Annotated in this window: 21 protein-coding genes; 14 read left to right on the top strand and 7 right to left on the bottom strand. The window is 56.0% G+C overall.

Annotation, left to right across the window (positions count from 1 at the left end):
* The first annotated feature begins 123 nt into the window (after nt 1-123).
* Entirely contained in the window at nt 124-696 is a 573-nt protein-coding gene (locus tag K1558_RS22630) for a TetR/AcrR family transcriptional regulator (RefSeq protein ID WP_238653942.1), read from the top strand.
* Nucleotides 697-715: 19 nt separating this feature from the next.
* A complete protein-coding gene (locus K1558_RS22635) occupies nt 716-1,534 on the top strand; it encodes a CPBP family glutamic-type intramembrane protease (protein ID WP_238653943.1) in 819 nt (272 codons plus the stop codon).
* A gap of 29 nt (nt 1,535-1,563) precedes the next feature.
* Here the strand turns inward: K1558_RS22635 and K1558_RS22640 are convergent, their stop codons facing one another.
* Nucleotides 1,564-2,151 (bottom strand): RBBP9/YdeN family alpha/beta hydrolase, encoded by a 588-nt coding sequence (locus K1558_RS22640; RefSeq protein ID WP_238653944.1) that lies wholly within the window; start codon nt 2,149-2,151, stop codon nt 1,564-1,566.
* Nucleotides 2,152-2,389: 238 nt separating this feature from the next.
* On the opposite strand from K1558_RS22640, the gene K1558_RS22645 reads away from it, so the two are divergent.
* Both K1558_RS22645 and K1558_RS22650 read left to right on the top strand, forming a co-directional pair.
* Complete coding sequence (locus K1558_RS22645; protein ID WP_238653945.1) at nt 2,390-4,756, top strand: PrsW family intramembrane metalloprotease; 2,367 nt, start codon at nt 2,390-2,392, stop codon at nt 4,754-4,756.
* Nucleotides 4,757-4,858: 102 nt separating this feature from the next.
* Nucleotides 4,859-5,284: a hypothetical protein gene (locus tag K1558_RS22650; RefSeq protein WP_238653946.1), complete on the top strand. Its 426-nt coding sequence runs from the start codon at nt 4,859-4,861 to the stop codon at nt 5,282-5,284.
* A gap of 376 nt (nt 5,285-5,660) precedes the next feature.
* Here K1558_RS22650 and K1558_RS22655 read toward each other — a convergent pair whose 3' ends face one another.
* From K1558_RS22655 to K1558_RS22670, 4 genes are all read right to left on the bottom strand, one after another.
* Nucleotides 5,661-6,881 (bottom strand): MFS transporter, encoded by a 1,221-nt coding sequence (locus tag K1558_RS22655; protein WP_238653947.1) that lies wholly within the window; start codon nt 6,879-6,881, stop codon nt 5,661-5,663.
* A gap of 297 nt (nt 6,882-7,178) precedes the next feature.
* A complete protein-coding gene (locus K1558_RS22660; protein WP_238653948.1) occupies nt 7,179-7,862 on the bottom strand; it encodes a hypothetical protein in 684 nt (227 codons plus the stop codon).
* Between the two features lies 1 nt (nt 7,863).
* On the bottom strand, nt 7,864-8,733 hold the full coding sequence (locus K1558_RS22665) for an ATP-binding cassette domain-containing protein (RefSeq protein WP_238653949.1): 870 nt from the start codon (nt 8,731-8,733) through the stop codon (nt 7,864-7,866).
* A gap of 5 nt (nt 8,734-8,738) precedes the next feature.
* Nucleotides 8,739-9,107, bottom strand: coding sequence for a GntR family transcriptional regulator (locus K1558_RS22670; protein WP_238653950.1), 369 nt, complete (start codon nt 9,105-9,107; stop codon nt 8,739-8,741).
* Between the two features lie 245 nt (nt 9,108-9,352).
* Between K1558_RS22670 and K1558_RS22675 the strand changes: the two genes are divergently transcribed.
* From K1558_RS22675 to K1558_RS22695, 5 genes are all read left to right on the top strand, one after another.
* Nucleotides 9,353-10,057, top strand: coding sequence for an ABC transporter ATP-binding protein (locus K1558_RS22675; RefSeq protein WP_338019723.1), 705 nt, complete (start codon nt 9,353-9,355; stop codon nt 10,055-10,057).
* Between the two features lies 1 nt (nt 10,058).
* A complete protein-coding gene (locus K1558_RS22680; RefSeq protein ID WP_238654090.1) occupies nt 10,059-12,383 on the top strand; it encodes an ABC transporter permease in 2,325 nt (774 codons plus the stop codon).
* A 142-nt stretch (nt 12,384-12,525) separates the two neighbouring features.
* Nucleotides 12,526-15,228: a CARDB domain-containing protein gene (locus K1558_RS22685; RefSeq protein ID WP_238653952.1), complete on the top strand. Its 2,703-nt coding sequence runs from the start codon at nt 12,526-12,528 to the stop codon at nt 15,226-15,228.
* Between the two features lie 195 nt (nt 15,229-15,423).
* Complete coding sequence (locus tag K1558_RS22690) at nt 15,424-17,388, top strand: ABC1 kinase family protein (protein WP_238653953.1); 1,965 nt, start codon at nt 15,424-15,426, stop codon at nt 17,386-17,388.
* A 15-nt stretch (nt 17,389-17,403) separates the two neighbouring features.
* Nucleotides 17,404-17,925, top strand: a complete 522-nt coding sequence (locus K1558_RS22695; RefSeq protein ID WP_238653955.1) for a hypothetical protein — start codon at nt 17,404-17,406, stop codon at nt 17,923-17,925.
* A gap of 385 nt (nt 17,926-18,310) precedes the next feature.
* Here K1558_RS22695 and K1558_RS22700 read toward each other — a convergent pair whose 3' ends face one another.
* Both K1558_RS22700 and K1558_RS22705 read right to left on the bottom strand, forming a co-directional pair.
* The gene (locus K1558_RS22700; RefSeq protein WP_238653957.1) at nt 18,311-19,297 is read right to left on the bottom strand and encodes a hypothetical protein; all 987 of its coding nucleotides are present in this window, start codon (nt 19,295-19,297) and stop codon (nt 18,311-18,313) included.
* Nucleotides 19,275-20,207: a helix-turn-helix domain-containing protein gene (locus K1558_RS22705; RefSeq protein ID WP_238653959.1), complete on the bottom strand. Its 933-nt coding sequence runs from the start codon at nt 20,205-20,207 to the stop codon at nt 19,275-19,277. The genes K1558_RS22700 and K1558_RS22705 overlap by 23 nt, the downstream gene beginning before the upstream one ends.
* 150 nt (nt 20,208-20,357) lie before the next feature.
* Here K1558_RS22705 and K1558_RS22710 point away from each other — a divergent pair, with 150 nt between their 5' ends.
* From K1558_RS22710 to K1558_RS22730, 5 genes are read left to right on the top strand one after another with little or no spacing between them, the layout of a single operon-like run.
* A complete protein-coding gene (locus K1558_RS22710) occupies nt 20,358-20,600 on the top strand; it encodes an acyl carrier protein (RefSeq protein ID WP_238653961.1) in 243 nt (80 codons plus the stop codon).
* Nucleotides 20,597-21,937: an ATP-grasp domain-containing protein gene (locus K1558_RS22715; RefSeq protein ID WP_238653963.1), complete on the top strand. Its 1,341-nt coding sequence runs from the start codon at nt 20,597-20,599 to the stop codon at nt 21,935-21,937. The genes K1558_RS22710 and K1558_RS22715 overlap by 4 nt, the downstream gene beginning before the upstream one ends.
* 16 nt (nt 21,938-21,953) lie before the next feature.
* On the top strand, nt 21,954-23,075 hold the full coding sequence (locus K1558_RS22720; RefSeq protein ID WP_238653964.1) for a glycosyltransferase family protein: 1,122 nt from the start codon (nt 21,954-21,956) through the stop codon (nt 23,073-23,075).
* Nucleotides 23,075-24,268, top strand: a complete 1,194-nt coding sequence (locus K1558_RS22725) for a radical SAM/SPASM domain-containing protein (protein ID WP_238653966.1) — start codon at nt 23,075-23,077, stop codon at nt 24,266-24,268. The genes K1558_RS22720 and K1558_RS22725 overlap by 1 nt, the downstream gene beginning before the upstream one ends.
* Nucleotides 24,265-25,281, top strand: coding sequence for a Gfo/Idh/MocA family protein (locus K1558_RS22730; protein ID WP_238653968.1), 1,017 nt, complete (start codon nt 24,265-24,267; stop codon nt 25,279-25,281). The genes K1558_RS22725 and K1558_RS22730 overlap by 4 nt, the downstream gene beginning before the upstream one ends.
* Nucleotides 25,282-25,340: the final 59 nt, after the last annotated feature.

The raw sequence follows: 25,340 nt of genomic DNA on the forward strand, positions 1-25,340 counted from the left end.
CAATAGTTGTTAAAAGGAGAATCAAGCCGTCCAAGATCAGGTTGACACTTGAAATGGAGTTTGTGTATCATATGATATATATCATATGTTATTTAATTAATGCTCAACTTCAGGAGGAAGCCCGTGGCACCCAAAAAAAAGTACACCAAAGAACAAATCATCGATGCGGCGTTCGAGATTGCGAGAACCGAAGGAGTGGATGCCGTGACCATCCGTAAGGTGGCGGAGAAGCTGGGGGGCTCCATCGCCCCCATCTATGTCAATTTCAAGGAGGCTAGCGAGCTGGTGGAGGAAGTGTATCAGAGAACGCTTACGGTGAGCAGACAGATTCTGCTGGAGCAGAACTCCGGGCATCCGTTCCATGATATCGGGGCGGCCAGCATACGTTTTGCAAGGGAGTATCCGGTGCTGTTCCGGGATCTGGTGATGAAGAAGAACGGTCAGGCGAAGCATGATGAGGCACAGACGCAAGGGTTCATTCAGATGATGAGAACGGACCCGGATCTGAACGGATTATCGGATGATGAGCTGGGGATGATTTTGCTCAAGATGAAGATGTTCCAGGTCGGGATGAGTGTGATGGTTGCGAATGAGCTGCTGCCGGACCACTATACGGAGGAGCAGATGATTCAGCTGTTGAACAGCGCGGCAGAGGATGTCATCAGCACAGCGAGGCGCAGAACGGAGCAATCCTGAACCCGGAGGGGATTATCATATGACAGCAGGCAGAACCAAGCTTAGTCTTCTATTGTTCATCGTTATTGTGCTGGCGTGCGGCTGGATGGGGGTATGGGTGGACATGCAGCTGCCGGATCAGCCGGAAGGGAATTCGCCGGGAATGGGCTTATGGCTGATATTACCGTTGATCGCCATGCTTGTACTGCGGCTGGTGAACCGCGATTGGAAGGATATTGGCGTAAGGTTCAATTTTAGAGCAAACAGGAAGTGGTACGGTGCAGCCATTGCCGTCTATCCGGTAATCATGGTTATTGTGGTGGGGCTTGCTCTGCTGTTCAATAGCGCCAGCGCTTCAGAGGCCGAACTACATACGGTTCTCTCACTGGTCGGGGTATCGCTCGCCGGCAGCTTTATTAAGAACATCTTCGAGGAATTCGCCTGGCGGGGATATCTGACTCCGAAACTAATTGAGCTGAAGCTGAATGACTGGATCATCTATCTCGTGTCCGGTCTGGTCTGGGCGCTGTGGCATACGGCTTATTATCTGGTCTTCCTGCCGGATACTTATTTCGGGACTACGACGAGATGGGGCTATGTCTTCATCGGCTGTGTGCTCATGGTTGCATGGTCCATCATGTACGTTGAGATCTATCGTCTTACGCAATCGGTGTGGCCTTGTGTAATGATGCATGCTGTGGAGGATGGAGTACCTACCTTGCTGGTATCGGTTGCCGGGATCATTACATTCACGCCGGCAGGCGAGCTGTGGTTCAGCCCGACCACCGGCGTGTTGACGACGGTTCTGTTCATCGGATTCGGATTATGGCTCAGAGCCAGACGATTGAAGCGCGTATGAGGATAGGACTTGGGCGAGAGATACTCGGATTACTTTGCTTCATGCCCCATCATATCGCGCAGAACATCATAGGCAATAGGTAAAGTAGTGTAGCCGTCACTGTCCAGAAAATGTCCGCCGTGCTCCACCTCGTGGAAATCGGCATGAATGACTTGTGCCAATTTCTTGCTGAGCGCGACGGGCACAATGGCATCATCCCTGGAGGCAATCACTGCACGTCTGGGGGCCAGCGCTGCGGCCTCGCTGTAGTCGGTCTGCTCCTGCGTGAACTCATCAAGCATTGGCAGATCGGGTAACGGCTTGGTGAAGCCGGATACCAGGACCAGGCCGCCGAGCGGCTCCTGCGGCTTCGTCTTAAGCAGATACTTGAGCAGCGAGACACAGCCTAAGCTGTGCGCAACGAAATAGGTGTCTTGGGTCAGCATTTTGACCTCATGGGACAGATGCTCCAGCCATTCTTGCAGGTTAGGCGATAAGGGCGCCGGCATTTCGAGAATATCCGCCGTGATCCCGTCTGCCGCGAGCTGCTCCTGTAACCAGCCAAACCAATGATTCGCCGGGGTGGCCCCGTAACCATGAACAATATACACATGCTTGCTGCTTGATGGATCAGCCATATCGTAACTCCTCTCATTAAGTAAATATTCCTAGTCGCGTATATTATAGATTCTTCCATTCTGAATGCACAAGTACGCAATTTGCGGGAAAGAGCAATTTGGGTATAAAGGTCAATCCTGGAGGCTGTTCATTTGCCTGGAAGGCGGTTAATAAAAAGAAGCAGAGTCAACGGACGGATACGGGAAAGACATCTTAGAGCAGCAATCTCTGCTTAAGCCGGATGCGGGGAGAGAGAGGATGGGAATCACTTGGAGGAAATGCAGGCAGACCGTCAACCACACGCTGGATACAGCTGCAGCCAAGGTGCGCAAGCTGCTGGAGGAATACTCTTGGATTGTTAAAGTCTACGGTCTGCTGATCTGGTGCGCGCTGGTGCTGCTCGTGATCGGGCTGTTTGTGTTGGAGGATGTACGTAAAATTGCGCTGCAGGCGTTATGGTCATTCTATGTACTGCTGCAATTCTGGCTGTTGTGCCGGAGCAAGACGCTGAGCTGGAAAAGGTTCATGGGCTTCTATATGGCAGGAGCGTATGTGGTGATTCCCTTAACGCAATGGACGATGTCCCTGGTCCATGCGGTTGCCGGGGGCAGAACGTACGACGGCTGGAGCACCTATATCGTTACTCCGATTGTGGAGGAAGCGCTGAAGCTGCTGCCCGTGGTAGTGTATTTGTTATTCTCCCGCAAAGCGCGCTCGCTAAGCCTGACAGATTACATACTTATGGGCGGCGCAGCCGGGGCCGGGTTTCAGTTTGTCGAGGAGGCGGGACGGCGGCTGCTGGCCCGCAGCATAAAATATGGGTTCTCCATTTTCGGACAGACGCTGCACTGGGAATTCTGGGATTGGTTCCCGGGATATTTCGGCCATGTCACCAGTCCCATCATGTCTACCGGGCATGCTGTCTCCACTGCGCTGGTGTCGCTCGGAGTGGGCATTGCAATTCGTCTCTGGCGGGGCATCCGTCAAGCCGGACACCGTAAATGGGCGGGACTTGCCGCTGCGCTTGTGCCGGTACTGTTTTATCTGTGGGTCACGCTCAGTCATATGGTGTGGAATTCCTCCGGCAGGGCACCGGACTGGATGAAGTCACTACATGACGCGCTTGGCGGCGGCTACTGGGTGGAGCCGCTCCTGCTGCTGCTTATTCTTGCGGCGGTGATATATGATTATGTGGACCTGAACCGGAACAGGGGTACGCTGCCGCTGCTTGAGGGCGAGCGGAGTATTCAGCCCTTCGGGGAGTTTGTCCGTATCCTCCGTACCGCTCTGGGAGAGCGCGGGCGATTCATGCAGGTGCTAAGCTTCTTCCGGGAACGGCGCGAGCTGGGCTTCCAGCTGCTCTACGGTGACTCAGGGAATGAAGAGGACCGCCTGGAGCGGGAGCGCAGCCGGCGGCGGCTTACGGCCGTGCTTGTTCCGGCAGCGCTGGCGCTGATTGCGCTTGTAGCCGGTGCGGCGCTGTTGCGGCAAGGCATGGCTACGGGTAACCCGGAGGCCTGCTTCGCCTGCCAGTTCGACCGGTTGCAGTCCTGGTGGGACCGGCTGAGCGGTACTGAGAAGCTGCTGATTGTCGGCAGCGGCGTGGCCCTCGCCACGCTGGCCGTCGGCTTCCTGCCTGCGATCGGCTACGGGATGACGCTGGCCGGCATCGCTGCCAGCGGCCATGACATCGCGGCGACCATCCGCCGGCCGTCCCGGCTGCTGGAGCCGCAGGTCGCGCTGGGGCTGGCTACGGACCTGGCGCTCAGCCGGGTACCGCTGGCTAGGCTGCTCCCGCAGGGCAGCGGCAGTGTGCTGCGCCAGACGGATGAGCTGGCGCAATGGGTCTCACGCGGCGCACGGCGCGTGGACGATGCAGTGCCGTCCGCGCCGCATGGCGGGCGCGGCGGCTCCGGCAGCGGCCGCGTGGACGCGGAGCGCAGCGGGCCGCAGGCCCAAGCGGCGGCGGGCGGCGGACGCGGCTCCGGCGGGAACGGCGGCGCCGGGCGGGGCCACGGCGCGGATGACGGCGCGGACGGCGCAGGCCGCGGCGGACGTGGTGACGGCGGCGAGGGCCACGGCAGTGGCGGACGCGGTAAGGACGGCGATGGCGGTGACGGCAGCAACGGGCGCGGCAAGGACGGCGCTGAGGGAAGCGGCAGCCCGGGCAAGGGCGACGGGGACTCCAGTCCCGGCGGCGCCAAGCCGGGTGACGGGCGTCCTGAGTCGCTGAACTCCGCAGCGGGGCAGCAGCTGCGCGCGGAGATGCTGGGCAGCCCGGCGGCGGCAGAGTGGAGGAATCTTAATGTCGGAGTCAATCAAGGTGTAATTCATCATCTGGAATACACCTACTCACAGCCGAATCGTATCCCCTCACTGGAGGCACGGCTCGGCATGAAGCCCGGTGACTTCGATCCGACCCCTCAGGGGTTTGAGAACTTTACCGCCCAAGCCAAACGGGTGGTTGCCAATGGTAAGTGGAGAGAAATTCCTGGTACAAATAAAGTCATTTATTTTTTGGAGGGCGTGAAAGGCCCCAATAAGGGCATTGTCGTCATTGTGAAAGATGGATTGCTTGATACCATGATGCCTGGTTCTTACTCTCATTTCACTAAAATGTCTTAAACAAATGACGAACTACCCAATCCCTGCGATAATTGAACAAGAAGAACTGGGATGGAATGTAAGCTGCGGGGCATCCGCAGCCAATAAGCGAGGAGGCAGAGCGTGGAGCAGCAATTCAAGGTAATTCGCATGGGCGGCCAAGGGTATGAACGGTCCGTTCTGGTAAGAACACCGGGCGGGCAGGAGGTATGGGTACATTATATCGACCCGGAGGAAGACCTGGAGGATGGAATGCCGCCGCAGTTGCCGCCGGAAGGGATCCTGCGCGGCGAATTGTACATCGAATGGGTGATCACAGCCGAAGCAGGTCAGCCGGGGAATACCTGGAGCCGCCAGCCCATAGCGAAGTCACCGGCGATTGAGGTGTCAGGCCAGGTGCTGGAGGTGCCGGATGCCTACGAATCGGTCTGGGACCTGGGCGAGCTGGGCAACCGGATACAGGTAGAATTCGAACAGGAAGCGAATCTGCAGCCAGGCGGCTGGTACACAGCATCCGGCAGCCTCGGGCTGCGGCTGTCTGAGGAGTGATGCGCGGCATCCAGCCGATGTTTACCTCCGGGAGAGTAGGCTGTCAGGATGAGGATGATGGAGGGAAATAGTTGGATTTTGTCCAATTACTAATCAATGTATGGGCTGAACGACGCCAGCAGTTGGAAAAATGGCACTTAATTTTTCGCGAATTCGCTAGCAGCGGCAGAATCGGATATAGCAGATGCTGTTTTTCCACTTGTTGCTCAGTAATCATCAGATTCCGTTGAATTAAGCAGCAATTATCCAACTATTTACTGCCGGGAGAGCTACGCTCTACACTTGATGGAACTCTGCGGCATGACGGGGAAATAACGACGAAGTAAGCCAAATAGACCGCCCCTCCTCATGGAAGGACGGTCTATTTGCATTTCATTTACTCACTGGCAGATGGCTCGTCTGCACCGGTCCCTGCAAACCGGACAAATAGGAATACTCCAATCAGGACCACAACGATGCCCGACCAGAAGAACCAGAACGGAACGCCGAACCGGTCGGCCACAGGTCCCGCCAGCGCAAGCCCGAGCGGAGACGACAAGAGTCCGATACTCGTTACGAAGGAGAGCACGCGTCCCAGAAGCTCAGGCTCGTAAGACTTCTGGATCATCGCCATGTAAGGGCCGTTGAACAAGGGGGCTGCAGCACCCATCAGGAACGAAAGGACGGTAAAAGCAAGGAAGGCCTCGCGCCCGGTCACCCCGCTCAGGACACAGGTGAGCCCGATCACAACCAGACTCAGACTCATGTAGGTGGTGTCCTTCCATCTGGAAGCAAGCACTGACAGCAGGGCACCGCCAAGAATCATCCCAATCCCGAATACGGCTTCAATCAGGCTGGCGCTGTAGCCGCCGCGGCCGAAATGCGACAGCGTCATTAAGGGGAACAGCATCGCCAGCGGCATGAATACCACACTGAAGACAGCCATGGCAACCGTTACTGTGACAATAGACTTTTGCGACAGGAAGGCCCGCCAGCCTAGCATAAACTCCTTACGGAACGAGGGGGTCTCCACGCTCTCCGGCTTCGGTTGACGAATCTGGACGAACAGAAGCATGAGGTTAGCGATTAAGGCACCTGCCACATCTAAGAGCAACACGGTTCCCAGCGAAGTCGCCGAGTATACCGCTATTCCAAGCACGGGTCCAAGTACGCTGGAAGCGGAGAAGATCAGCTGGTTCCAGCCGGCCACCCGGGTAAGCTGGTCTTCCGGCGCAATCAGCGGAATCGCCGCCTGGAACGATGGCGCATGGAAGGACGAAGCTGCCGAACGGATCAGCAGGATGGCATACACAATCCATAAGCTGGGCTCCCCCCATAGATAATATGCACCCAGAATCAGACTGGTTAGTGCAATGGCGCTGTCCGCAGCGATCATGGTGAGCTTACGGTTCCACCGGTCGAGCCAGACACCGATGAACGGGCCTAAGACCGCCTGCGGCAGGAACCCGGCCAGGCCGGCCAGCATCAGCACGGCAGCCGACCCTGTCGTCTCAGTCAGATGCCAGATGATGGAGAACTGAACCATCGCAGAGGTTAATATCGAGAAGATTTGTCCGCTGAAGATGAAGGCGAACGTCTTTTTCCATTGAGTATTCATAAGTTTGTACCCTCCCTAAATAAAAACAGACCCAAATCCGTTATGGACTTGGGTCTGCAACAAATACATGTTGGGACAGTGCGAAACCGGGCATAGTGAAATAAGCCGTAGCGGATCGCAACCAATGTCCTTAACGTAAATAGAAGCAGCTCAAAAAAGCCCACACATGGTGAGAAATCAGCTTTTGTTGAACGTGCTTACCATATACGTGGAATCATCGGCTGCCATCCTCCTCAAATTTTATAGCCGAAGCTTAACATTGAACTCTTGAAGGTGTCAATAGGATTGAACCCTGCATCAATGTACCCGTCTTCTCGTAAACAGCCACCCGCCAGCTAAGAAAACAAGATAAAGCAGCAGATTGAAGCCGGTGCCAAGCAACAGAGAATCGTTCAGCAGCAGGGTACGGAAGAAGGCGGCCACGTGAACCCGGAGCTCCGGGATGGCAGTGCCGACCGGAATAGCCGCAGCAATCAATACAGTCAACAGCCAGCCTGCGGGGGTGAAGAATCCCGAGACCAGCATACTCAGCAAAGCCATAGCCATCAGGTAAAAGGCGGTTTGATACAGAAATGAACCGGCAAAGCCATAATTGTTCCAATGAAAGGCGGCGATCAGATCCGTGACATTATCATAATTGTGAAAGACATGGACCTGCACGGCGAGCCATAGGGAGTTCATGAAGGCAACACCTGCCGCCCAGACGGCAAACACGGTATGCATCCCCCTGAAATATTGCATCCGGCTGGCGCCCAAATGAACAATCCGTTTGTAATAGCTCAGCGGCAGCGTGACGGCGAACAATGGCAATAGAAGAATAAGCATGTTGCTCTCGGATAGACGGGAGGCACCCATCGTATCTGTCAGGAAGGTAATTATAAGTTCTGTCGTCCGGCCAAGCACAATAATCACCGGAACCAGCCAGATATATAGTTTAAGCAGTCTGTAGGTTGCTTTAAGATGAACGGTCAACGCACTCAATCTAGAGACCTCCCTCGATCAAATACAGGAATAGCTTTTGCAGACTCAGCGCTTCGAGCGATATGTCCTGCTCACGGGCCAGCCGTTTATCCTTGTCACTCAGCTTCTCGTAAAGAGCGGCAAGCGTGCCTCTTCCGTAGTCCTCGCGGTAGATCACCCGTTTGCCCGATGTATAAGAAGCTACAGCCTCCGAATGTCCCCGGATCAGATAAGCCGACTGGAGGCATTGCTCCATATCCTCCTGAAGCAGGAGGGAGCCTGACTCAAGGATAATGATCCTCTCTGCGACCGGCGCGATCTCATCGATCAAATGCGTGGACAGCAGAATCGTGCGCGGATGATTGGCGTAATCCTCCATAAGTGCCTTGTAGAACCGTTCCCTCATCAACACATCCAGGCTTAGCACAGGCTCATCGTATAAGGTTATCTGCGCCCGGCTGGCCAGTCCGATTACATTCTGGAGCAGTGACTGGTTCCCGCTGGAGAGCTGCCGGATCTTCTGATCCTTATCGATTAGGAAGAGGTCAAGCAGTTCGCGGGCATAAGACCCATCCCACCTGGGATAAAAGGCTGCCGCGGTCTGCAAAGCTTCGGTGACTCTCGCTCCCCCGAAGTGCTGGTAGTGATCGCGCACATAGCACAAGTCCTTCGGTAATTCTCCCCTGCGCAGCCGCTGTCCGCCAACTTCAATCGTGCCGGAATCTGCCGCAATTCCACCCGCAATGGTATTCAGTAAAGTGGTTTTGCCAGCCCCGTTGCGTCCAAGTAACGCGTAAATGACGCCGTCTTCCAGCTGTAAATCGAGCGCCCGCAGAGCCGGAGCAGAGCTGAAGGATTTGGTCAGACGGCCGCAAGCTAATGCTATACTCACGGATTTCAGTCCTTTCTCAGTTGTGTGATCATGTCAATGATATCGCCGGTGGTCAGCCCAAGCTTGTCGGCTTCGTTCAGCAGCCCGGATAAGAGCTCTTTGGTAAACCGTTCTCTGCGTTTCATATGAATTTTCTCTTTGGCATCGGCCGCGACGAACATGCCGAGCCCTCTTTTTTTGTACAGAATCTCTTCGTTAACCAATAAGCCGATCCCCTTAACCACAGTGGCCGGATTAATCTGAAACAGCTGGGAGAACTGGGCAACCGAAAGAATCTGCTCGTCCACCTGAAATGTGCCGTTCAGAATATCGTCCTCAATGATATGGGCGACCTGCTGGAATATCGGTAGATTATCGTCAAAAGTGATGGTCATGGCTTCACCATTCGTCCTCTTAGTATGTTACTCATATAACATACCACCATAAAGGATGGACAACCAATTGTCAATCCACAGAATTATAGCTCCAGATGAACCGGGAATGCTCATATTGACAGCTGGAACTTTCATGTATTACAGTATGCTACATGAGTAACATACTAACATACTGAAGGCATAAATAACAGCCCCAGTCATGCGGTTGTAGACCTTTCAGAGAAGCAGAGGGGATGGGAGCAGCAGTGAATAAGCTGATAGAATTCAAGAATGTAGCCAAGGAATATCAAGTAGGGGAGGTGACCATCCGGGCACTTGACGGTGTAGACTTCTCCATATCAGAAGGGGAGTTCGTCGTTGTACTGGGAGCAAGCGGAGCCGGCAAAAGCACGATTCTTAACATTCTGGGAGGTATGGATACGGCTACGTCAGGCCAGGTTCTTGTAGGCGGCCAGGATATTACGAAATACAGCGAGAAGAAGTTGACCCGCTACCGGGGGGAGAAGGTTGGCTTTGTGTTCCAGTTCTACAACCTCATTCCCAACTTGAATGCACTGGAGAATGTGGAATTTGCTGCTGAGGTATGCAAGGATCATCTGGATGCCAAGGAGATACTGCACAAGGTGGGGTTAAGCAGCCGGGAACGAAATTTCCCGTCCCAGCTATCCGGGGGCGAGCAGCAGCGGGTGGCGATCGCCAGAGCCGTTGCCAAGAATCCGCTGCTGCTGCTCTGTGATGAACCTACCGGGGCACTTGATTATGTGACAGGCAAAGCCGTATTGAAGCTTCTGGAGGACTTGAACAGAGAGACGCATAAATGCATCGTGCTGGTCACGCATAATTCGGCGATTGCCCAGATGGCGGACAAGATTATTAAGGTGAAGAGCGGCAGAATTGAGAGTATTACGATGAATGAACACAGACAAAGTGCTGAAGGGATTGAGTGGTGAGATGAAGCTTCTGTTCAAGCTGTTCCGGGATATCAGACAGTCGCTGGGTCAGTTTTTCTCCTTCGTGCTGATTGTCGCAGTAGGTGCTTTTTTCTATACAGGGCTGGCGTCCTTAAGCAATCATTTGAATGATTATACGAAGGCATATTTTGCTGAACACACATTAAGCGATTTGAACCTCTATTACACCAAGCTCCCGCCGGAGAGGCTCGCGCCGCTCAGCCAAGTGGAGGGCATCCATAAGCTGGAGGGAAGGTATACCTTCAATGCCACGGAGGCTTTTGACGGCTACCGTTCGACACTTAGGATTCATTCCATCCCTGAGAATAATCAAATTAACACGCTGGCGATGCTGGAGGGAGGACTTCCGTCCGGGGCAAACGAGATTATATTGGATTCCCGTTATGCCGCCGAGCACGACTACGGAGTTGGAGATCACGTGAAGGTCCGCGTTCAAGACCAAGAGCTGACCTTCAGGATCAGCGGCTTAGGGGAAAATGTGGAGCATGCGAAGAAGAATGAGACACAGGACCATAAGCATGAGGGCATTGCTTACGTCGGCGAGGCGGCTATCCCTGAGGTTGCAGGCGCCTTTTTCTACAATGAACTGCTGGTAAATGCCAAGGAAGGCTATGATGTGGATCAAATCGGCAAGTCCATAGAGGAGAAGTCCAAAGGACTGCAATATCTGGGCCAAGAGAGCAAGGAACGCTCGTTCAGCTATTCACGCCTGAAGGCCACGCTCCATAATAACGGGTTATTGAGCAAGGTCATTCCGCTGGTGCTCTTCCTGATCGAAGCGATTATCTTATTCCTGGCCATGTCCAGAATAATTGATTCCCAGCGGAACCAGGTCGGCATCATGAAGGCACTCGGTGTGAGCCGGAGAAGCATTATGCTTCATTACATGGGTTATCCCGTGCTGGTTGGAGTAGCAGGCTCGATTCTGGGATATATCCTCTCAGCGGTTGTATTTGTGCCCCTGATTACGGTATCGAATGCAAGGTCGTTCACCCTGCCGGGTATACAATTTGACCTTCCGGTTAGCCTGATCTTTCCGCCCATGCTCGTCTCCAGCCTGTTCGGGATGTTCGCTTGTTATTTCAGCGGAAGGAGCCTGTTGAAGGAAAGTGCGTCACGGGCCATGCGCCCCAAGCCGCCCAGATCCATACGGCCCATACTCATCGAGCGGATTCCGGGTCTCTGGGGACGGCTGCCGTACAGGTACAAGCTGATTTTGCGGAATATTTTTCTGAATAAATATAAGGTTCTGGCAAGCTCGGCCGGGGTGATGGTCAGTACCGTACTGTTAATCACCGCCTTTGGCACCCAAGCCTCCCTGCAAAAGGTAGCCGGCCAGTTCCGGCAGGTGTACACCTATGACCTTCGTGTCGATTATAAAGCGGGGGAGGCTGTGGCGGAACAGTCTCTTCCTTCAGGCATCAAAAGCCACTATGCGTTGTCCGCCTTCCCGATTGAACTAAAAAAGAACCAGCAGTCCGAAAAAGCGGAGCTGATCGTCACGGAGCGGGATAACCGGCTCATTCATTTCTATGATGACAAAGACCATCCCCTGCAGCAGGAGGACCATGGTGTACTGGTGCCCAAATCGTATGCTGACCATTATAGTATTGCGAAGGGGGATACTATAAACATTGCATTTACCGCGCCTGAGCTGGATAACAAAACGGTAGAGATGAAGGTGCTCGGCATTTCTACACAATACTCTAGCCCGGCTTTTTACATCACGCCAGATTACTTGGCAAGCTTCGGGGTCGTGTACACTCCTTCCACCTTGCTGGTGGAGGCTGATTCTCCGGGGGCTCTAACCGTTATGCGGAGCGAGTTCGGGAAAGATCCAAGGGTGGAAGGGATCTCAGGCAAGGATGAGCTGGAGAAGGAAGGCCGTTATATTTTGCAGCAAAACAGCTTTGTCTTCATTATGTTTATTGTTTGCGCGGTGATCCTGTCCTTCGGCGCGATCTACACGATCTCGTCGATCAATATGTATGAGAGGAACCGCGAGCTGGCGACGCTCAAGGTATTGGGCTATTACAGGAATCAGATCAACCGGCTTATTGTCCGGGAAAATATAATCATTACCATGGTGGCCGTCATGTTCGCCCTGCTTATCTGCGGCTATGTGTATGAACTGGTCGTACAGGCGTTATCCAGCACTCACCAGCAAATCCCGGATCAATTAGGCCTTGCCAGCCTCCTGATGTCGGTAGTAGTTGCGTTCGCGCTTACCCTTATGGCTAACCTGCTGCTTAGACGCAAGGTGACCCGGATCAACATGATCGAATCGCTTAAGGGCCTGGAATAACATCGGTGCTCCTCTAAATGTAATCATTCGATTCCCCCAACACCGTATCCCTATAACACAAATGCGTTCCTGTGCGGAGGCAGCGAATTCTGATAGGGTAGATAGCGTAAACGCTTTCACATAAGGACAGGAGGGCATCAGGATGAAAAAACGTTACAGGTGGCGGAGTGTGTTGGCGAGGTGGGTCGTGTGCTTGCTAACGGTGAATGTGATCGCTGCCCCGGTAGGGGAGTTTGCAGGCCAGCCGCTAAGCGGCAGGGCATCCGCAGATCCGGCAGCATCAACCTTTGAGTCGAGGGCTGCGGCTTTGCTGGAGTATTTCGACACGCATTCCCCGGAGGAGGCACCGATCCAGAACGGGGTGGATAACCGGTATAAGAATTATGCGAAGTATCATACCTGGATTGCCGAAGCCAGCCTGGAGCTGGGCAACCTCAGCCGGGGGCTGGAGATGGCAGAAGAGGCGCTTACGCGGACCAGCGATATCTTCGATTTCTATTCAGCGATGGACAGCTATCTGCGGTATAAGGACCTGTATACCCCGGAGATGCGGGAGCTGGCGAAGACGGTCATCGGCGGGCATCCCTCCGGAGCTTACGATGGCGGATCGACGGAGAATCATCATCTGATGCATTCGGTGGCCCGCTATTTAGCCGGGCAGGAGTGGCCGGAGGTGGCGGATCATGTAGGGGCGAATAAAGGGAGGGACTGGCTGCTGGCGTTCTTCGACCGGGTGCCGTGCGAAGGAATTATGGAGCAGGATTCGTCCACCTATATGCCCACTTATACCAGCGCCCTGCTGTCACTGATCGATCATGCTACTGACAATGAGATGCGCACCAAGGCGAAGCTGACCTATGACTGGCTGCTGGCCCAGTGGGCGCCGGAGTGGCTGAAGGGCTATCATGTGACGTCCAGCTTCCGCATGTCCACGCCGGAGTTCGAGCCTAAGCATCCGTCGGAGAGCCTGATTGTGGGCTGGCTGTACTTCGGCGGGGAGCAGCCGGCCACCTTCATGCGCTTCCTGGAATCGAACAACGAATGGTACCCGGACGGCATCTTCGCGATCTCAGCGGCGATCTCCAGCTACCGTCCCCCGGCGGCGGTGACGGCCGCTGCGCTGGAGCGGACGGCAGATTATGTACACCGCGAGACCTCGGATGTGGGCGGCGACAACGCTGAAGGCTTCAAGCGCTATACTTACATCAACAAGGAGTATGGAGTGACCAGTACCTACAATGGCTACGGCGGCGGGCCGCTCTACCGGGATCAGGTGCATGAGGGACAGGTGAAGTGGGTGTCGGACCAGCCGAACAGCACCTTTTTCATCAATCAGCCGATCAAGGATACGTCGAATGCCAACGTGCAGGGACAGCTCCGGGTGGATGGGGCGACGGGCAATCTGCAGACCTTACAGTATAAGGGCACTCAGGTATCTGTGGTCAAAATGAAATCGAGTGACGCGTTCCCGTACCTGCGCGGGCTGGTCTCCAAAACAGCGCTGAACGCGGTGCTGGAGCAGGACGGCTGGATCTTCATGGATGCCGGTCCGGTCTATATCGCGGCGAAAATGACGGCCGGCTCGTATGCCTTCTTCGAGGATGATGGCCGCTACCGGTGGTTCAAGAATACGGCGCTGCAAAACGGCATCATCATCGAGACCGCACCTGAGGCGGATTATATTGATCTGCAGGACTTTGCCGATGCGGTCAAGCTGCTGCCGGTCGATGCTTCGGGCGTGTCTGCGGCAAATCCGAGCCTGACCTTCACGAACCTGGAGGGCAAGGTGATGAAGATCACTTACGGCGGAACGCGAAGTGTGGACGGTGCCGCTTATGATTACGCCAACTGGCCGCTGCTCGACAATCCGTGGATGCAGCAGGAGCGTCAGGGAGTGCTGACCCTTCAGACGGGAAGCGGAACCTGCACCTATAATTACGCAGCGTGGACTACGACCTGTCCCTCCGGGACCCCTGCCGAGCCGGACCTCGTGGTGAACCGGATTGGCTGGACGCCGGATAACCCGGCAACGGGAGACAGTGTGGTACTGGAGGCAGAGGTGCAGAATCTGGGCACGGCAGCCATTCCAGCCGGCAGTGGGGCGGTGCTGCAATTCAATGTGAATGGGGCATTGGCTGCCACGGTATCGCTCCCTGCACTTCAGCCTGGGGAAAAGGCCGCGGTATCGGCAGGCAGCTCGCAGAGCTGGCTGCCTCCGGCGGCGGGAACCTACACGGTCACGGCGGTTGCAGACGCTGGCGGACAGCTTGCCGAAGCGCAGGAATTTAACAACACGCGCATAAGCAAGCTTGTGCTGTGGAACACGGCCTTTGCCGATTCATTCGACAGCGGTGCAGCGGCCGGATGGAGCACCGCAGGCGGACCGTGGACGGTTAGCGTATCAGAGTCAGTCTACCGCGCGGGCGGACTGAACGGCTTGCAGCTGGCTTCCTATGCCGGAAGCGGCTGGAGTAATTATTTTGTTAAAACTGATATGCGTATAGATGGCGTTGGTAGCGGTGCTACACCGTCGGCGGGACTGGTGGGGCGTTATCAGGATGCTAACAATATGTACTATCTGCGCTATAACTGGACGACTGCACAGCTTCAACTGCTGAAGCTTGTGAACGGGCAGAACACGGTCCTGCGCAGCGTCAGCCAGACCATAGACAGCGGCAGCTGGCATACCCTGGGGCTAAGATTCGAGGGCACGACAATCACAGCCTATCTGGATGGGCTGCAGCGATTCAGCCTTGTGGATGCGAGTCTAGCCAGTGGAGGCCTCGGCCTGCGCGCGTTCAATGCAGCGGCTTCCTTCGACAATGTGCTGGTGCAGACGCCATAACAGAAGATTCAGGTTCATAGAAATAGAGGCAGGCGGGCAGACAGCCCGGGGCCTGCGGCAGTAAGATGCAAGGCGCAAGGCGCGGCACCCTTCCCGGTTTGACCGGTGAACGCGGCTGCGCCTTTTTCCCGTTTCCGCATCTTTAGCCTCGTATGCTATAGTGGGGGTATTGAAGCGGATACAGGGGGCTGGGGGATGTTCTTTTTCATAGTAATGCTTGTGTGTTTCGGTGTGTTCGTAGCGCTTGCTTATATATTCAATGCGAAGCATAAGATCGTGATGCCGCTGGTCAGCGCGGTGGCGGTCAGTATGCTCGTTCAGGTGCTGGAGCAATTCTACATGAGCAGCATCATTGTTGTGGCGTTCATTCTGTACTTCATCATAAGCAGCATCAGGACCTTCAAGCATGAACAGTTCCAGCTGATGGTGGCGATCCTATTCAGCACATCCGTCGTAACCCTGGTTCTGACCTCCACCTACTTCAAGCAGCCCGTGGTTCCCTCCGAAGCGGAGATGGTCAGGGTGATGTTTATCTACTATCCGCTGCTGATTCTATTTATCTCCTGTTATACCTACATGCTGCTTAGCGTGTTCAATTTCAAGCTGCTGCAGTCCGGGAACCCGCTCGGGTATGTGATGGGGAAGGTGCGCGGCTTCAGGCGTATGATCCGTCTGCTCTGGATCGCGTCGCGCAAAGGATTGAATCATCTGCTCCAGCAGGATCACGCGAAGCTGCCGCAGGTGATCGCTGCCATTCTGGATAACATGGGCGGAGTCTTCGTGAAGTTCGGGCAGGTGCTGTCGACGAAGAAGGATATGCTGCCTGCACCATACATCGAAGCGTTCTCCAGCCTGCACGACCAGGTTAAGCCGCTTAGCCGGAAGGAGCTGAAGGAGATCATCGACAGCCGGATCGGCGATCTGGAGGAGACGTATGAAGACTTCGGGATGGAGCCCATTGCAGCGGCTTCGATCGGGCAGGTGCACCTGGCGCGGCTGAAGTCCACGGGCGAGAAGGTCGTCGTCAAAATCCTGCGGCCGGATGTGAAGCAGAAGATGAGCGTGGATCTGGATCTATTAATCCAATTCGTGACCCGGCTCTCCGAACGCTCCGCCAAAATCCGGCGACTCGGCTTAATCCAGCTCGCTGAAGGCTTCAAAACGAATCTGATCGAAGAAACCGACTTCGACATCGAAGCGCTGAATACCAATCTGCTGCGCCAGGCGTTCCAGGAGCATGATATTCCGATCCAAGTGCCGAAGATCTACGCCGAGTATTCGACCAAGCAGATTCTGACCATGGAATATATTGAAGGGCAGCGCTTCACTCAGAAGGTGACCAGCGAGGTGTCTGAAATGATCATGCACGCGTTCCTGCAGCAGATTCTGATGATCGGCATCTTCCATGCTGACCCGCATCCCGGCAATCTAATGCTGACCAAGGACGGGAAGGTGGCGCTGATTGACTTCGGCTCCGTGGGCTATCTGACGGAGGAGGAGCGGGGCGGGATGCTCAACTTCCTGATGGGCTACAGCCGGAAGGATACGAAGCAGATGGCTCAGGGCCTGACCGGAGTCTGTGAAGAAGGGGAGCTGCTGGATGTGCGGATGATCGAGCGGCGCCTCGGCAGGCTTTTGTCCGAAGCCTCATTCTCCCCTGATCCGACCAGTGTGATGATGAGACGGCTGATGTCGATGATTACCGAGCTGGGTATGTCCCTGAAGCCGACGGTAGCCGGGGCCTTCCGGGCGATTATTACCGTGGACGGAACGCTGTCCTCTGTAGATGAGTCGTACTCCTTATCGGCAGCGAGCCAGTCCTTCGCAGACCAGATGGATCAGGGAGAGATCGTCAAGGAACAGTTGGGCAAGGTGAAGGGGCGGCTGGAGGACTATATCCCGAAGCTGCTGGAGCTGCCGCTGCTGAAGGAGAACCGGATTACACTGGCGCGTGAGGACAATCATAGCCTGACGGATTTCGTGGGGACGCTGACGGTCGGGATTTTCACGGTGATCTGTATGGTAATCATGCTGGCAAGCTTCTGGATGCAGGGGGAGATTATGCGGTTTGTCCTCGCTCCCTTATCGATGGCAGGCTTCGGCACGGGGATGATTATTCTGATGATGTCCGTGATTAAGCAGTTGAAACCTAAGGGGTAGAGGAGGGAAGAGAGGATGGGGAGCTTACTCTCGAACAAGAAGAGAATACGCGGCTGGAAGCGCAGGGTGAAGCAGATTGACCAGTGGAAAAAATGGTTCATGCATCTCGACCTGGAGGAGCTGCAAACCACGCAGCGGGATTATGTGAAGCTGTGGATCGACCCCTTCTACAGGTTGAACCGGCGCAATCCGCCAGTGTGGTATTCCCGCCTGCTGCTGGAGGCGATGATCGAGGTATACCATTCCTGGTCCCGGCAGATGGAGAGTCTCAATGAACCCTTTTATCTGCGAATCTGGTTCTATCATCCGAACTTCATCCAGTCGCAGCTTGTGGTTGCCTTTCGGGATGCGCTGCATTTCTACGATAATACCTTCGAGGCAGGAAGCGGGAGCCAGACGTTCCCCCGGGATCTGTACGGAACGGTGCCCGGTCTGCAGGACTTCACGTGGGAGCCGGCCGTTGAGCCGGAGCCTTATTGTCTGCCCGGACAGCCGCAAGCGAAAGCGGCACAGGTATGGTTAGGCAGAATAGAATAGCGATGTATGCTGAAGAAGGCCTCAGAGACTTTGCTCTGAGGCTATTCTTGTTTGGGGAAGTATGGGCTACAATGGCGGCGGTTGAGGCATCTGGGCCAAATGTAATCGAAAAACCGATTACAATGGGACTGGGATCGGCGCGTAGGCCAAATGTAATCGAAAAACCGATTACAATGGGACCGGAGTCGGCACGTAAGCCAAATGTAATCGAAAAACCGATTACAATGGGACCGGAGTCGGCGCGTGAGCCAAATGTAATCGAAAAACCGATTACAATGGGACCGGAGTCGGCACGTAAGCCAAATGTAATCGAAAAACCGATTACATTTGGACTGTGTACGTCACATAGACTGTACATGTATCGCAGGTTGTGCCGGATGTATTCTCACAAGCAGGTCCTAGTCTGCACCGCGAGCTGCATGCATTCCTCCAGCAGCTGCTCCTCTTGTGCGATGATCCGGCCCATCCGCTTGTGGAGCTTCGCCCGCGCTGACGGCTTATTGCCGGTCATTCTGATCTGGAGCATGAATTGATGCAGCAGATTCCACTCTTCTCCGGTCTTAAGGTAGCTCTCGGATAAGCGGCCGAGCTCGGTTAGCCGGGCTTCACGGTTCAGCAGCTCAAGGAACAGCCCGAAGCGAATCCGGCTGATCGGCAGCGAGTTCGCGTACACCTTGAAGCGGGAGTCTTCATCGGGGGAAGAATCACTACCGATCCCTGCCTCCAGATAGGCGTCAGCATAGGCCTGGAGGTTCGCGGCAACCTCGCCGGGCTGGGCCGGACCAGCCGGGCTGGCCAGCATCTCCTGAAGTGTAGCCTGCCAGTCTGCACAGGAACGCGAAGGAGGACAGAGCTCGAATAAGGCGTAGAAGTTGCAGGCCTGCTCCAGCACATCGATGTCTACCGCTTCAAGCGGCTTGTCATAATAGGCATCTGTCAGATAGATGAGGTTGCCGGGACGGTCCAAGCCCACCGCGAGACAGGCGTGGCTGGTATGCAGCCTGCGGTAGGCAACGCACCAGGGGCAGTCATAGGAATCGAAGCCGACCAGCACCGGCATTCCGGCAGACAGCCGGCTCTCCAGCATGTCCAGCAGGAAGCCGCGGCTGCGCTCGGGTCCTTGCCGCTCAATGTAATTGAAGATAAGGCCATGGTAGGAAGACAAGGCATCGGTATCGATACGCGGGAGCACCAGCCGCTCGGCCAGCGGCTGGCCCGGCGCTTGTTCTTCGGCGAAGGACATCTGCCAGGCATGGCCGTACATACATTTGCTGTCCATTCCCTTCCATTCAGCGACAGACTGGATGCAATCATCAATACAGCTGCGCAGTTTAGGGTAAGGGGTGCTCTTAACGGGGGCAATACTCAGCACTGCCCATCATCTCCTTCGCGGAATCATTGTCGCTGTGCAGCCGGCTACGGTACGTGGCCGGTGTCATTCCGCTGTATTCACGGAACAGCCGGTAGAAGTATTTCATGTCATAGATGCCGACCTCCAGGGCAACGGACTGGATGCCCAGCTTCGTGAAGGCCAGCAGGATGCAGCTGTATTTCATGCGGATCTCCTGGAGCATCTGGATGTAGGATCTGCCGGTCTTGCTCTTGAACAGCCGCTGGAACTGGCGGGAGCTTACGGCAATCTGCCGGCTGATCTCCTGGAGGGTGATCCGCTCCCTGAAATTGCTGATCATATAGAGGATAACGTCGTGCAGCGGATCATAATCATCCGCAGGCTGAGGGGCAAAAGGCACACTGGCTGCAGGCATAATCAGCGCCGCCAGCTCGTACAGCAGCGGGCAGAGCAGCTGCTGATCCTCCGGCGGGCCATAGGCCTGTATCCGGTGCAGCCGGCTGAGCAGCCGGGACACCTCACGGCTGCGCTCCCGGTAACCGAACCACTGCTTCACCTCCAGCAGCTGCAGCAGCGGCTGCAGCTTGTCCTGCAGACCGGCTTCAGGCAGCGTACCAGGCCGTGCCCGAAGCATCGCGCCAAGCTCCGGCCTGAGCATACAATTGAAGAGCCACAGCGGGTCAGCGCCGGTCAGATCCTTCGGGTGAAAGACATGGGATACACCGGGCGGAATCACGAACAGATCCCCCGGCCTCACCTGCATCGTATCCCCGCCTGCCAGATGGATGCCCTCCCCTTGAATCACATAAGCGATCTCCACGAAATCGTGCTGGTGACGTACGGAAGTGACGGTTTCCTGCGTCAGCAGCATGTGCAGCGGCGAGCAGGAGTCGAATAGATATTCCCCAGTAAAGACCGGAAAAACCTCCATAAGCAAACCTCCATTTTCCTTATGATGGAAACCTGGAACCCTCCAAGTATAGCTGAAGTTTTTGGCGCATTCAACCATATATTAACAGGTCATTTTTTGGTATATTCATCTTATTCATTCCAAAATATGCTTACAGAAAGGGGCTTTGACATGCAACAGAAGGTTATTGAAATTATCGCCGAAATTAAGGAGGAGCCTAGCCTGGTTCAGACCTTGAACGGGGGTTCGGATCTCATGCTGGATGCCGGGCTTGACTCGCTGCAGATTATCAACTTCATCTTAAGAATTGAAGATGAATTCGATGTGGAAGTCGATTTCGAGACCTTTGATCTGGAGCATCTGAAGTCGGTGGACCGGTTCATTGATTATGTCATGGGGCTGGCTGTAAGATGAGCAGCGCGGTGCATTGCGGCAGCCTGGAGTCGGAACGGTACTGGCGGGAGGAAGATCTGGCGGCGCTCCCGTCGATTCCGGACAGGAAGGCCATGGCCGTTGTGCAGGCGATGGACGAGCTGCTGTTCGTCTTCTGCGGGGACGGCGATGTGCTGTTAACCCGCAACGGGATGGATAAGGCCCAGTACGATTATCTGCATTCGCTGGGTTACTCGTTCAGGACCAACAAGGGTCCGTTAACTCTGGGGACGGAGGCACCGGAGAATGCTCAGGAGGCGCTCAATGTATTCGAGCTGCTGGGCCGGATGGATGCCGGGCAAGAACCTGACCGGCTGATCCCGGAAGGTGCTCTTCTTGAGCCTTTTGCCGTGCTGCCCGGAACGCATGAAGCGATCCGGAGATATAAGCTGCTGCCTGCTCTCCCGGACGAGCAGACCGTGCGCAGGGTGAATACCAAGACCTACTCTGCGGCGATGCGGGACAGAGTAGGGCTGCCGAATATTGCCCATGTCGTCCAGAGCATGGACGAGCTGCTGGCTGCCGGCGGAGCACTGCTGGAGCGGGGGCCCTTCCTGATTAAGGATGAATACGGTGTATCCGGCAAAGGCAATCAGCTGGTCGATTCTGAGCGTATATTACACAGGATTGCCGGATATCTGGAGTCCAGCCGGAACCGGGACAAGCGGGTCAGGTTCGTGCTTGAGCCGCTGCTGGACCGGGAGACGGACTTCTCCTGCCAGTTCCGCATTGATCCGGAAGGGCGGGTCTCGATCTTGTCCGCGCAGCAGCTCGTCAACCAGGGCTTCGCCTTCGGCGAATCCCATTCCCCACAGCCGCTTCTGCTGGAGAAGCTGGACCGGGAAGGGTACTGGGAGACGATGCACAGCATCGGGCGGGAGCTGTATACGGACGGCTATTACGGCGATGTCTGCGTGGATTCCATGCTGCTGCGTGACGGCAGCCTCGCGCCGCTGGTGGAGATCAATGCCCGCAAATCAATGAGCCTGATTAAGCATCAGGTGGACCGCCGCTTCCGGCAGGAGGGGATGCATACCTGTCTGCTGCAGGTGCCGCTGGCCACCCTTGGCGCGGTCCGGTATGAGGAGCTGCTGGAGCGGCTTGCGGAGGAAGAGGTGTTATTCTTGCGGCAGAGGGGGGAAGGGATCATCCCTCTAACCTCTGGCACCCTCCAGCCTGCGGGCCCTTCCCGTTCCGCCGGTCCGGCCAGAGGCAAGCTGTACGCTGCCCTTGCTTACCGGAGTGAGGACAGCAAGAACCGGTTCACCGCCCTGCTGGACGAGAATCTTCTGCGTACTGGCTGTACTATACTGCGATAGAGAGAGGAAGCATCCCATGAATAACCGTGTGACGATTCTATGCTCCGGGTTCGGCCTGGGCTTCTATGTCCCTGGTCTGCTGCTGGAAGCCAAGCTCCATGCCCTGGGCCTCCAGGCGGAGATTGAGGTATTTGAGACCCTGATGCCGGACGCCAAAAAAGAGCAGACTGACAACAGCCGCAGAGCGTATCAGCAGAGCTTCGCCGTCGCCTTGACCTCGCAGAAGATCCCGTCCGATATCCGCAGCAGCCTGGATGAGGCTGCGGTGGAGCAGCTCCTGCAGCAATGGCAGCAGGAGGAGCGGCAGCGCTTCATCGTCTTGTCCGGGCACTGGGTTCATGTGATGGACAAGTATCGGGCGGTGGCCGGCTTCCCGGTGGAGGCGGAGCTGCTCTATATTGATGCCGAGCTGTCGCCCTCCTGGAAGAATCTGCGCAAGGTGAAACCGGCGTACGCGGAAGGCTACCGGGAAGTCCATATGTATGATCTGACGAACCGCGGAATTCTGTACCGTATCGATGCCGGGCCGGAGGAGCCGCTGCCTGTATCCGCAAGGAACGGACGGCTGGTCATGCATGGCGGGGGCTGGGGAATCGGCACCTTCCGCGAGAAGTTCGCCGCTCTGGAGGCAGCGGGATATAAGCTGGATATTGCCGCTTACAGTACGGAGGAGATCGGACCGGCCATTCAGGGCAGACGCTACTATATGAATGATCCGCAGTGGCGTACCTGGAAGCGGGACGGCAGCGGGCAGTACACCTTCCCGCCATTCGCAGAGGTGACCGGGAACGGTGAGAACCGCTTCCCGCCCTGTGAGCATTACGCGGAAGGCATGTTCGGTGTAATCCGGCAGGCCTCCGCCGTGATCAGCAAGCCGGGCGGCGGCGCGCTGATCGACTCGCTGGCATCAGGCACACCGCTGGTGCTGCTGGACCCCTTCGGTCCGCATGAGCAGATTAACAGCGACCTGTGGGTGGAGCTGGGCTACGGCATCCGTTACGGGGAGTGGGCAGCGACGGGCTTCGACCCCGCAGCGCTGCGTAGAATTGCAGACAATCTTGAGTCCGCCAGAGGGAAATACCCGGATTACGCCGTAAGTTATGCGGAGCAGCTATCCGCTGCAGAAGGGAGAAGCTAATGCAGCCTACCAGCAAAGTAAATCTGGATGAGCAGTCGTTCAAGGCCCTGAAGCGCACAATTAAAAATGTGGTGGTCCCGCATAGGGAACGCAAAGCGGACCCCGGCTTCCGTACCGTAATGCCGGAGATTATGTCGCTGAAGCTGACCAACCGCTGCAACCTCCGCTGCAAGCATTGCTACCAGTGGAATGAAGACGGTTACCATCATGATATGGATGTTGCCGAGCAAAATCTGGACATGGATCTGGATCTGATCCGGCGGCTGCTCGAAGAGACAGATGAAGCGCAGTCCCGGCTGTACCTCTGGGGAGGGGAGCCGCTATTCCACCGGCAGGCCCAAAGTATTCTGAAGCTGCTCCAGGAGCATCCCCGGGATACAACGTTCTGCACGAATGCTTATATGATTCCCAAGTACGAGGAGGAGCTGTGTGCCATCTCCGATAATCTGGAGCTGCTGATCCCGATTGAGGGCTTCCAGGAGGAGCATGATTTCCTGCGCGGCAAGAACTCGTTCCAGAAGGTTATCGACGCTGTTGACCGCCTGCTGGAGCTGCGGAAGCAAGGCCGCTTCCGCGGCCGGATCTCGGTCCATAATGTCATTAATGATAATATGATCGGCAGATTGTACGAGCTGGTGGAGTTTTTTGAGGCGAAGGGTGTGGACCTGGTCCTGCTCTGCTTCCCCTGGTATATCTCGGAGGAGACCAGCTTCGCGATGGACCGCTTCTATGATGAACACTTCCAGTGGCTGGCTGAGCTTCCGCCGGAGCACCGGGCGAGCTGGCACGCGTTCAAGTATCATATCAAGCCGGAGAATATCAGCAGGCTGACCGAAGACCTGCGGCGGATCAACACCCACACCTGGCATAATACCCGCATCCGCTACCAGCCGGGGCTGGATTTCGATGAGATTGAGGACTTCGTGGCCGGCAAGCCGATGAAATCCCGCAGCACCGCGAAGTGTCTGGCGCTCAGTACCCGGGTGGATATTGCCCCGAACGGTATGGTCAGTGCATGCAAGTTCTTCGGTGAGCTGGCGATCGGCAATGTGAAGGACACGACGCTGACAGAGATCTGGAATTCAGCCCGCTACGACCGGCTGCGGCGGATTATGGATGAAGGGCTGTCGCCCGCCTGCTCCAAGTGTAACGTCCTGTACCTGAATACCTATGCGGCGCTGACCCAGGTATGAGGGGCGGGGGAGAGCAGCCCATCTATAAGCTGGGCATTCTGGGCGCATCGAACATTGCTGGGCCAGCAGTGCTGGAGCCTGCACGGGCAGTGGAGCAGGTGCAGATTGCGGCGATTGCCAACCGGACCCGGGACAAGGCGGTGAAGCTGGCTGAAGCCTACCGGATTCCTCAGGTGGCGGGCAGCCTGGAAGAGCTGCTCCAGATGCCGGAGCTGGACGGGATATATATTGGCCTCAGCAATGAGCTTCATGCCCGGTGGGCTGCTGCGGCCTTGGCCGCAGGCAAGCATGTGATGGTCGAGAAGCCGATCTGCCTGAATCCTGAAGAAGCGCAGCAGCTTAAGGCGGCGAGGGGAGCTGCTGCGGACGGCCCGAAGCTCGCCGAAGGGCTGATGGTGGCCTTCCATCCCTGGCAGCAGGCGCTGAAGGCCATTGCCGATTCCGGGCAATTCGGCCCGCTGCGCAGAATCAGCACCCGGATTACAATCCCGGCCAAGGACCGTCACGCCGGGAATTACCGCAGTGTGAAGGCGAAGGGCGGAGGGGCCTGGACCGATCTGGGCGGGTACTGGCTGCAATTCCTGCAGACCCTTGTCGGCCTTCAGCCGGAGAGCATCGAGGCGCAGTCGGCGTTCGACGGGCCGGAGGGCTGCGACTGGACCTTCCAGGCAGCGCTGAAATACAAGAACGGCGTGGAAGCGGAGTGTCTCACCTCCTTCGAGCTGCCGTACCGCGCCTCGCATACGCTTCATTTCGCGGAGACGGTGCTGACCCTACCGGACTTCTTCCGTCCGATCAAGGGCTTCTACAAGATCAAGATCCGTCATGACCTGCCGGACAACCGCAGCACTATATGTGAATTCGAGCCGATGAACTATTACGTCTGCCAGCTGCAAGCCTTTGCGGAGATCATGAGCGGCCAGCGGCCGGAGAACCTGGAAGCGTCCTGGGAACGGGTTCAGCTTCAATCCCGGATTATGGCTGAAGCACAGCGGCGCAGCATCTACAGTTAATGCAGTTCATATACTAAGCTATTCATAGCATGAACGATCAGCAGCAGCGGCTCCCGCAA

Source organism: Paenibacillus piscarius, from assembly GCF_022234545.1.
Taxonomy (GTDB): Bacteria; Bacillota; Bacilli; order Paenibacillales; family Paenibacillaceae; genus Paenibacillus_AQ; species Paenibacillus_AQ piscarius.

Excerpts from the sequence above, each read along its gene's own strand:
- K1558_RS22635 (WP_238653943.1), top strand. The coding sequence starts at position 716 with ATGACAGCAGGCAGAACCAAGCTTAGTCTTCTATTGTTCATCGTTATT.
- K1558_RS22640 (WP_238653944.1), bottom strand. The coding sequence starts at position 2,151 with ATGGCTGATCCATCAAGCAGCAAGCATGTGTATATTGTTCATGGTTAC.
- K1558_RS22645 (WP_238653945.1), top strand. The coding sequence starts at position 2,390 with ATGGGAATCACTTGGAGGAAATGCAGGCAGACCGTCAACCACACGCTG.
- K1558_RS22655 (WP_238653947.1), bottom strand. The coding sequence starts at position 6,881 with ATGAATACTCAATGGAAAAAGACGTTCGCCTTCATCTTCAGCGGACAA.
- K1558_RS22670 (WP_238653950.1), bottom strand. The coding sequence starts at position 9,107 with ATGACCATCACTTTTGACGATAATCTACCGATATTCCAGCAGGTCGCC.
- K1558_RS22680 (WP_238654090.1), top strand. The coding sequence starts at position 10,059 with ATGAAGCTTCTGTTCAAGCTGTTCCGGGATATCAGACAGTCGCTGGGT.
- K1558_RS22685 (WP_238653952.1), top strand. The coding sequence starts at position 12,526 with ATGAAAAAACGTTACAGGTGGCGGAGTGTGTTGGCGAGGTGGGTCGTG.
- K1558_RS22690 (WP_238653953.1), top strand. The coding sequence starts at position 15,424 with ATGTTCTTTTTCATAGTAATGCTTGTGTGTTTCGGTGTGTTCGTAGCG.
- K1558_RS22695 (WP_238653955.1), top strand. The coding sequence starts at position 17,404 with ATGGGGAGCTTACTCTCGAACAAGAAGAGAATACGCGGCTGGAAGCGC.
- K1558_RS22705 (WP_238653959.1), bottom strand. The coding sequence starts at position 20,207 with ATGGAGGTTTTTCCGGTCTTTACTGGGGAATATCTATTCGACTCCTGC.
- K1558_RS22710 (WP_238653961.1), top strand. The coding sequence starts at position 20,358 with ATGCAACAGAAGGTTATTGAAATTATCGCCGAAATTAAGGAGGAGCCT.
- K1558_RS22715 (WP_238653963.1), top strand. The coding sequence starts at position 20,597 with ATGAGCAGCGCGGTGCATTGCGGCAGCCTGGAGTCGGAACGGTACTGG.
- K1558_RS22720 (WP_238653964.1), top strand. The coding sequence starts at position 21,954 with ATGAATAACCGTGTGACGATTCTATGCTCCGGGTTCGGCCTGGGCTTC.
- K1558_RS22725 (WP_238653966.1), top strand. The coding sequence starts at position 23,075 with ATGCAGCCTACCAGCAAAGTAAATCTGGATGAGCAGTCGTTCAAGGCC.
- K1558_RS22730 (WP_238653968.1), top strand. The coding sequence starts at position 24,265 with ATGAGGGGCGGGGGAGAGCAGCCCATCTATAAGCTGGGCATTCTGGGC.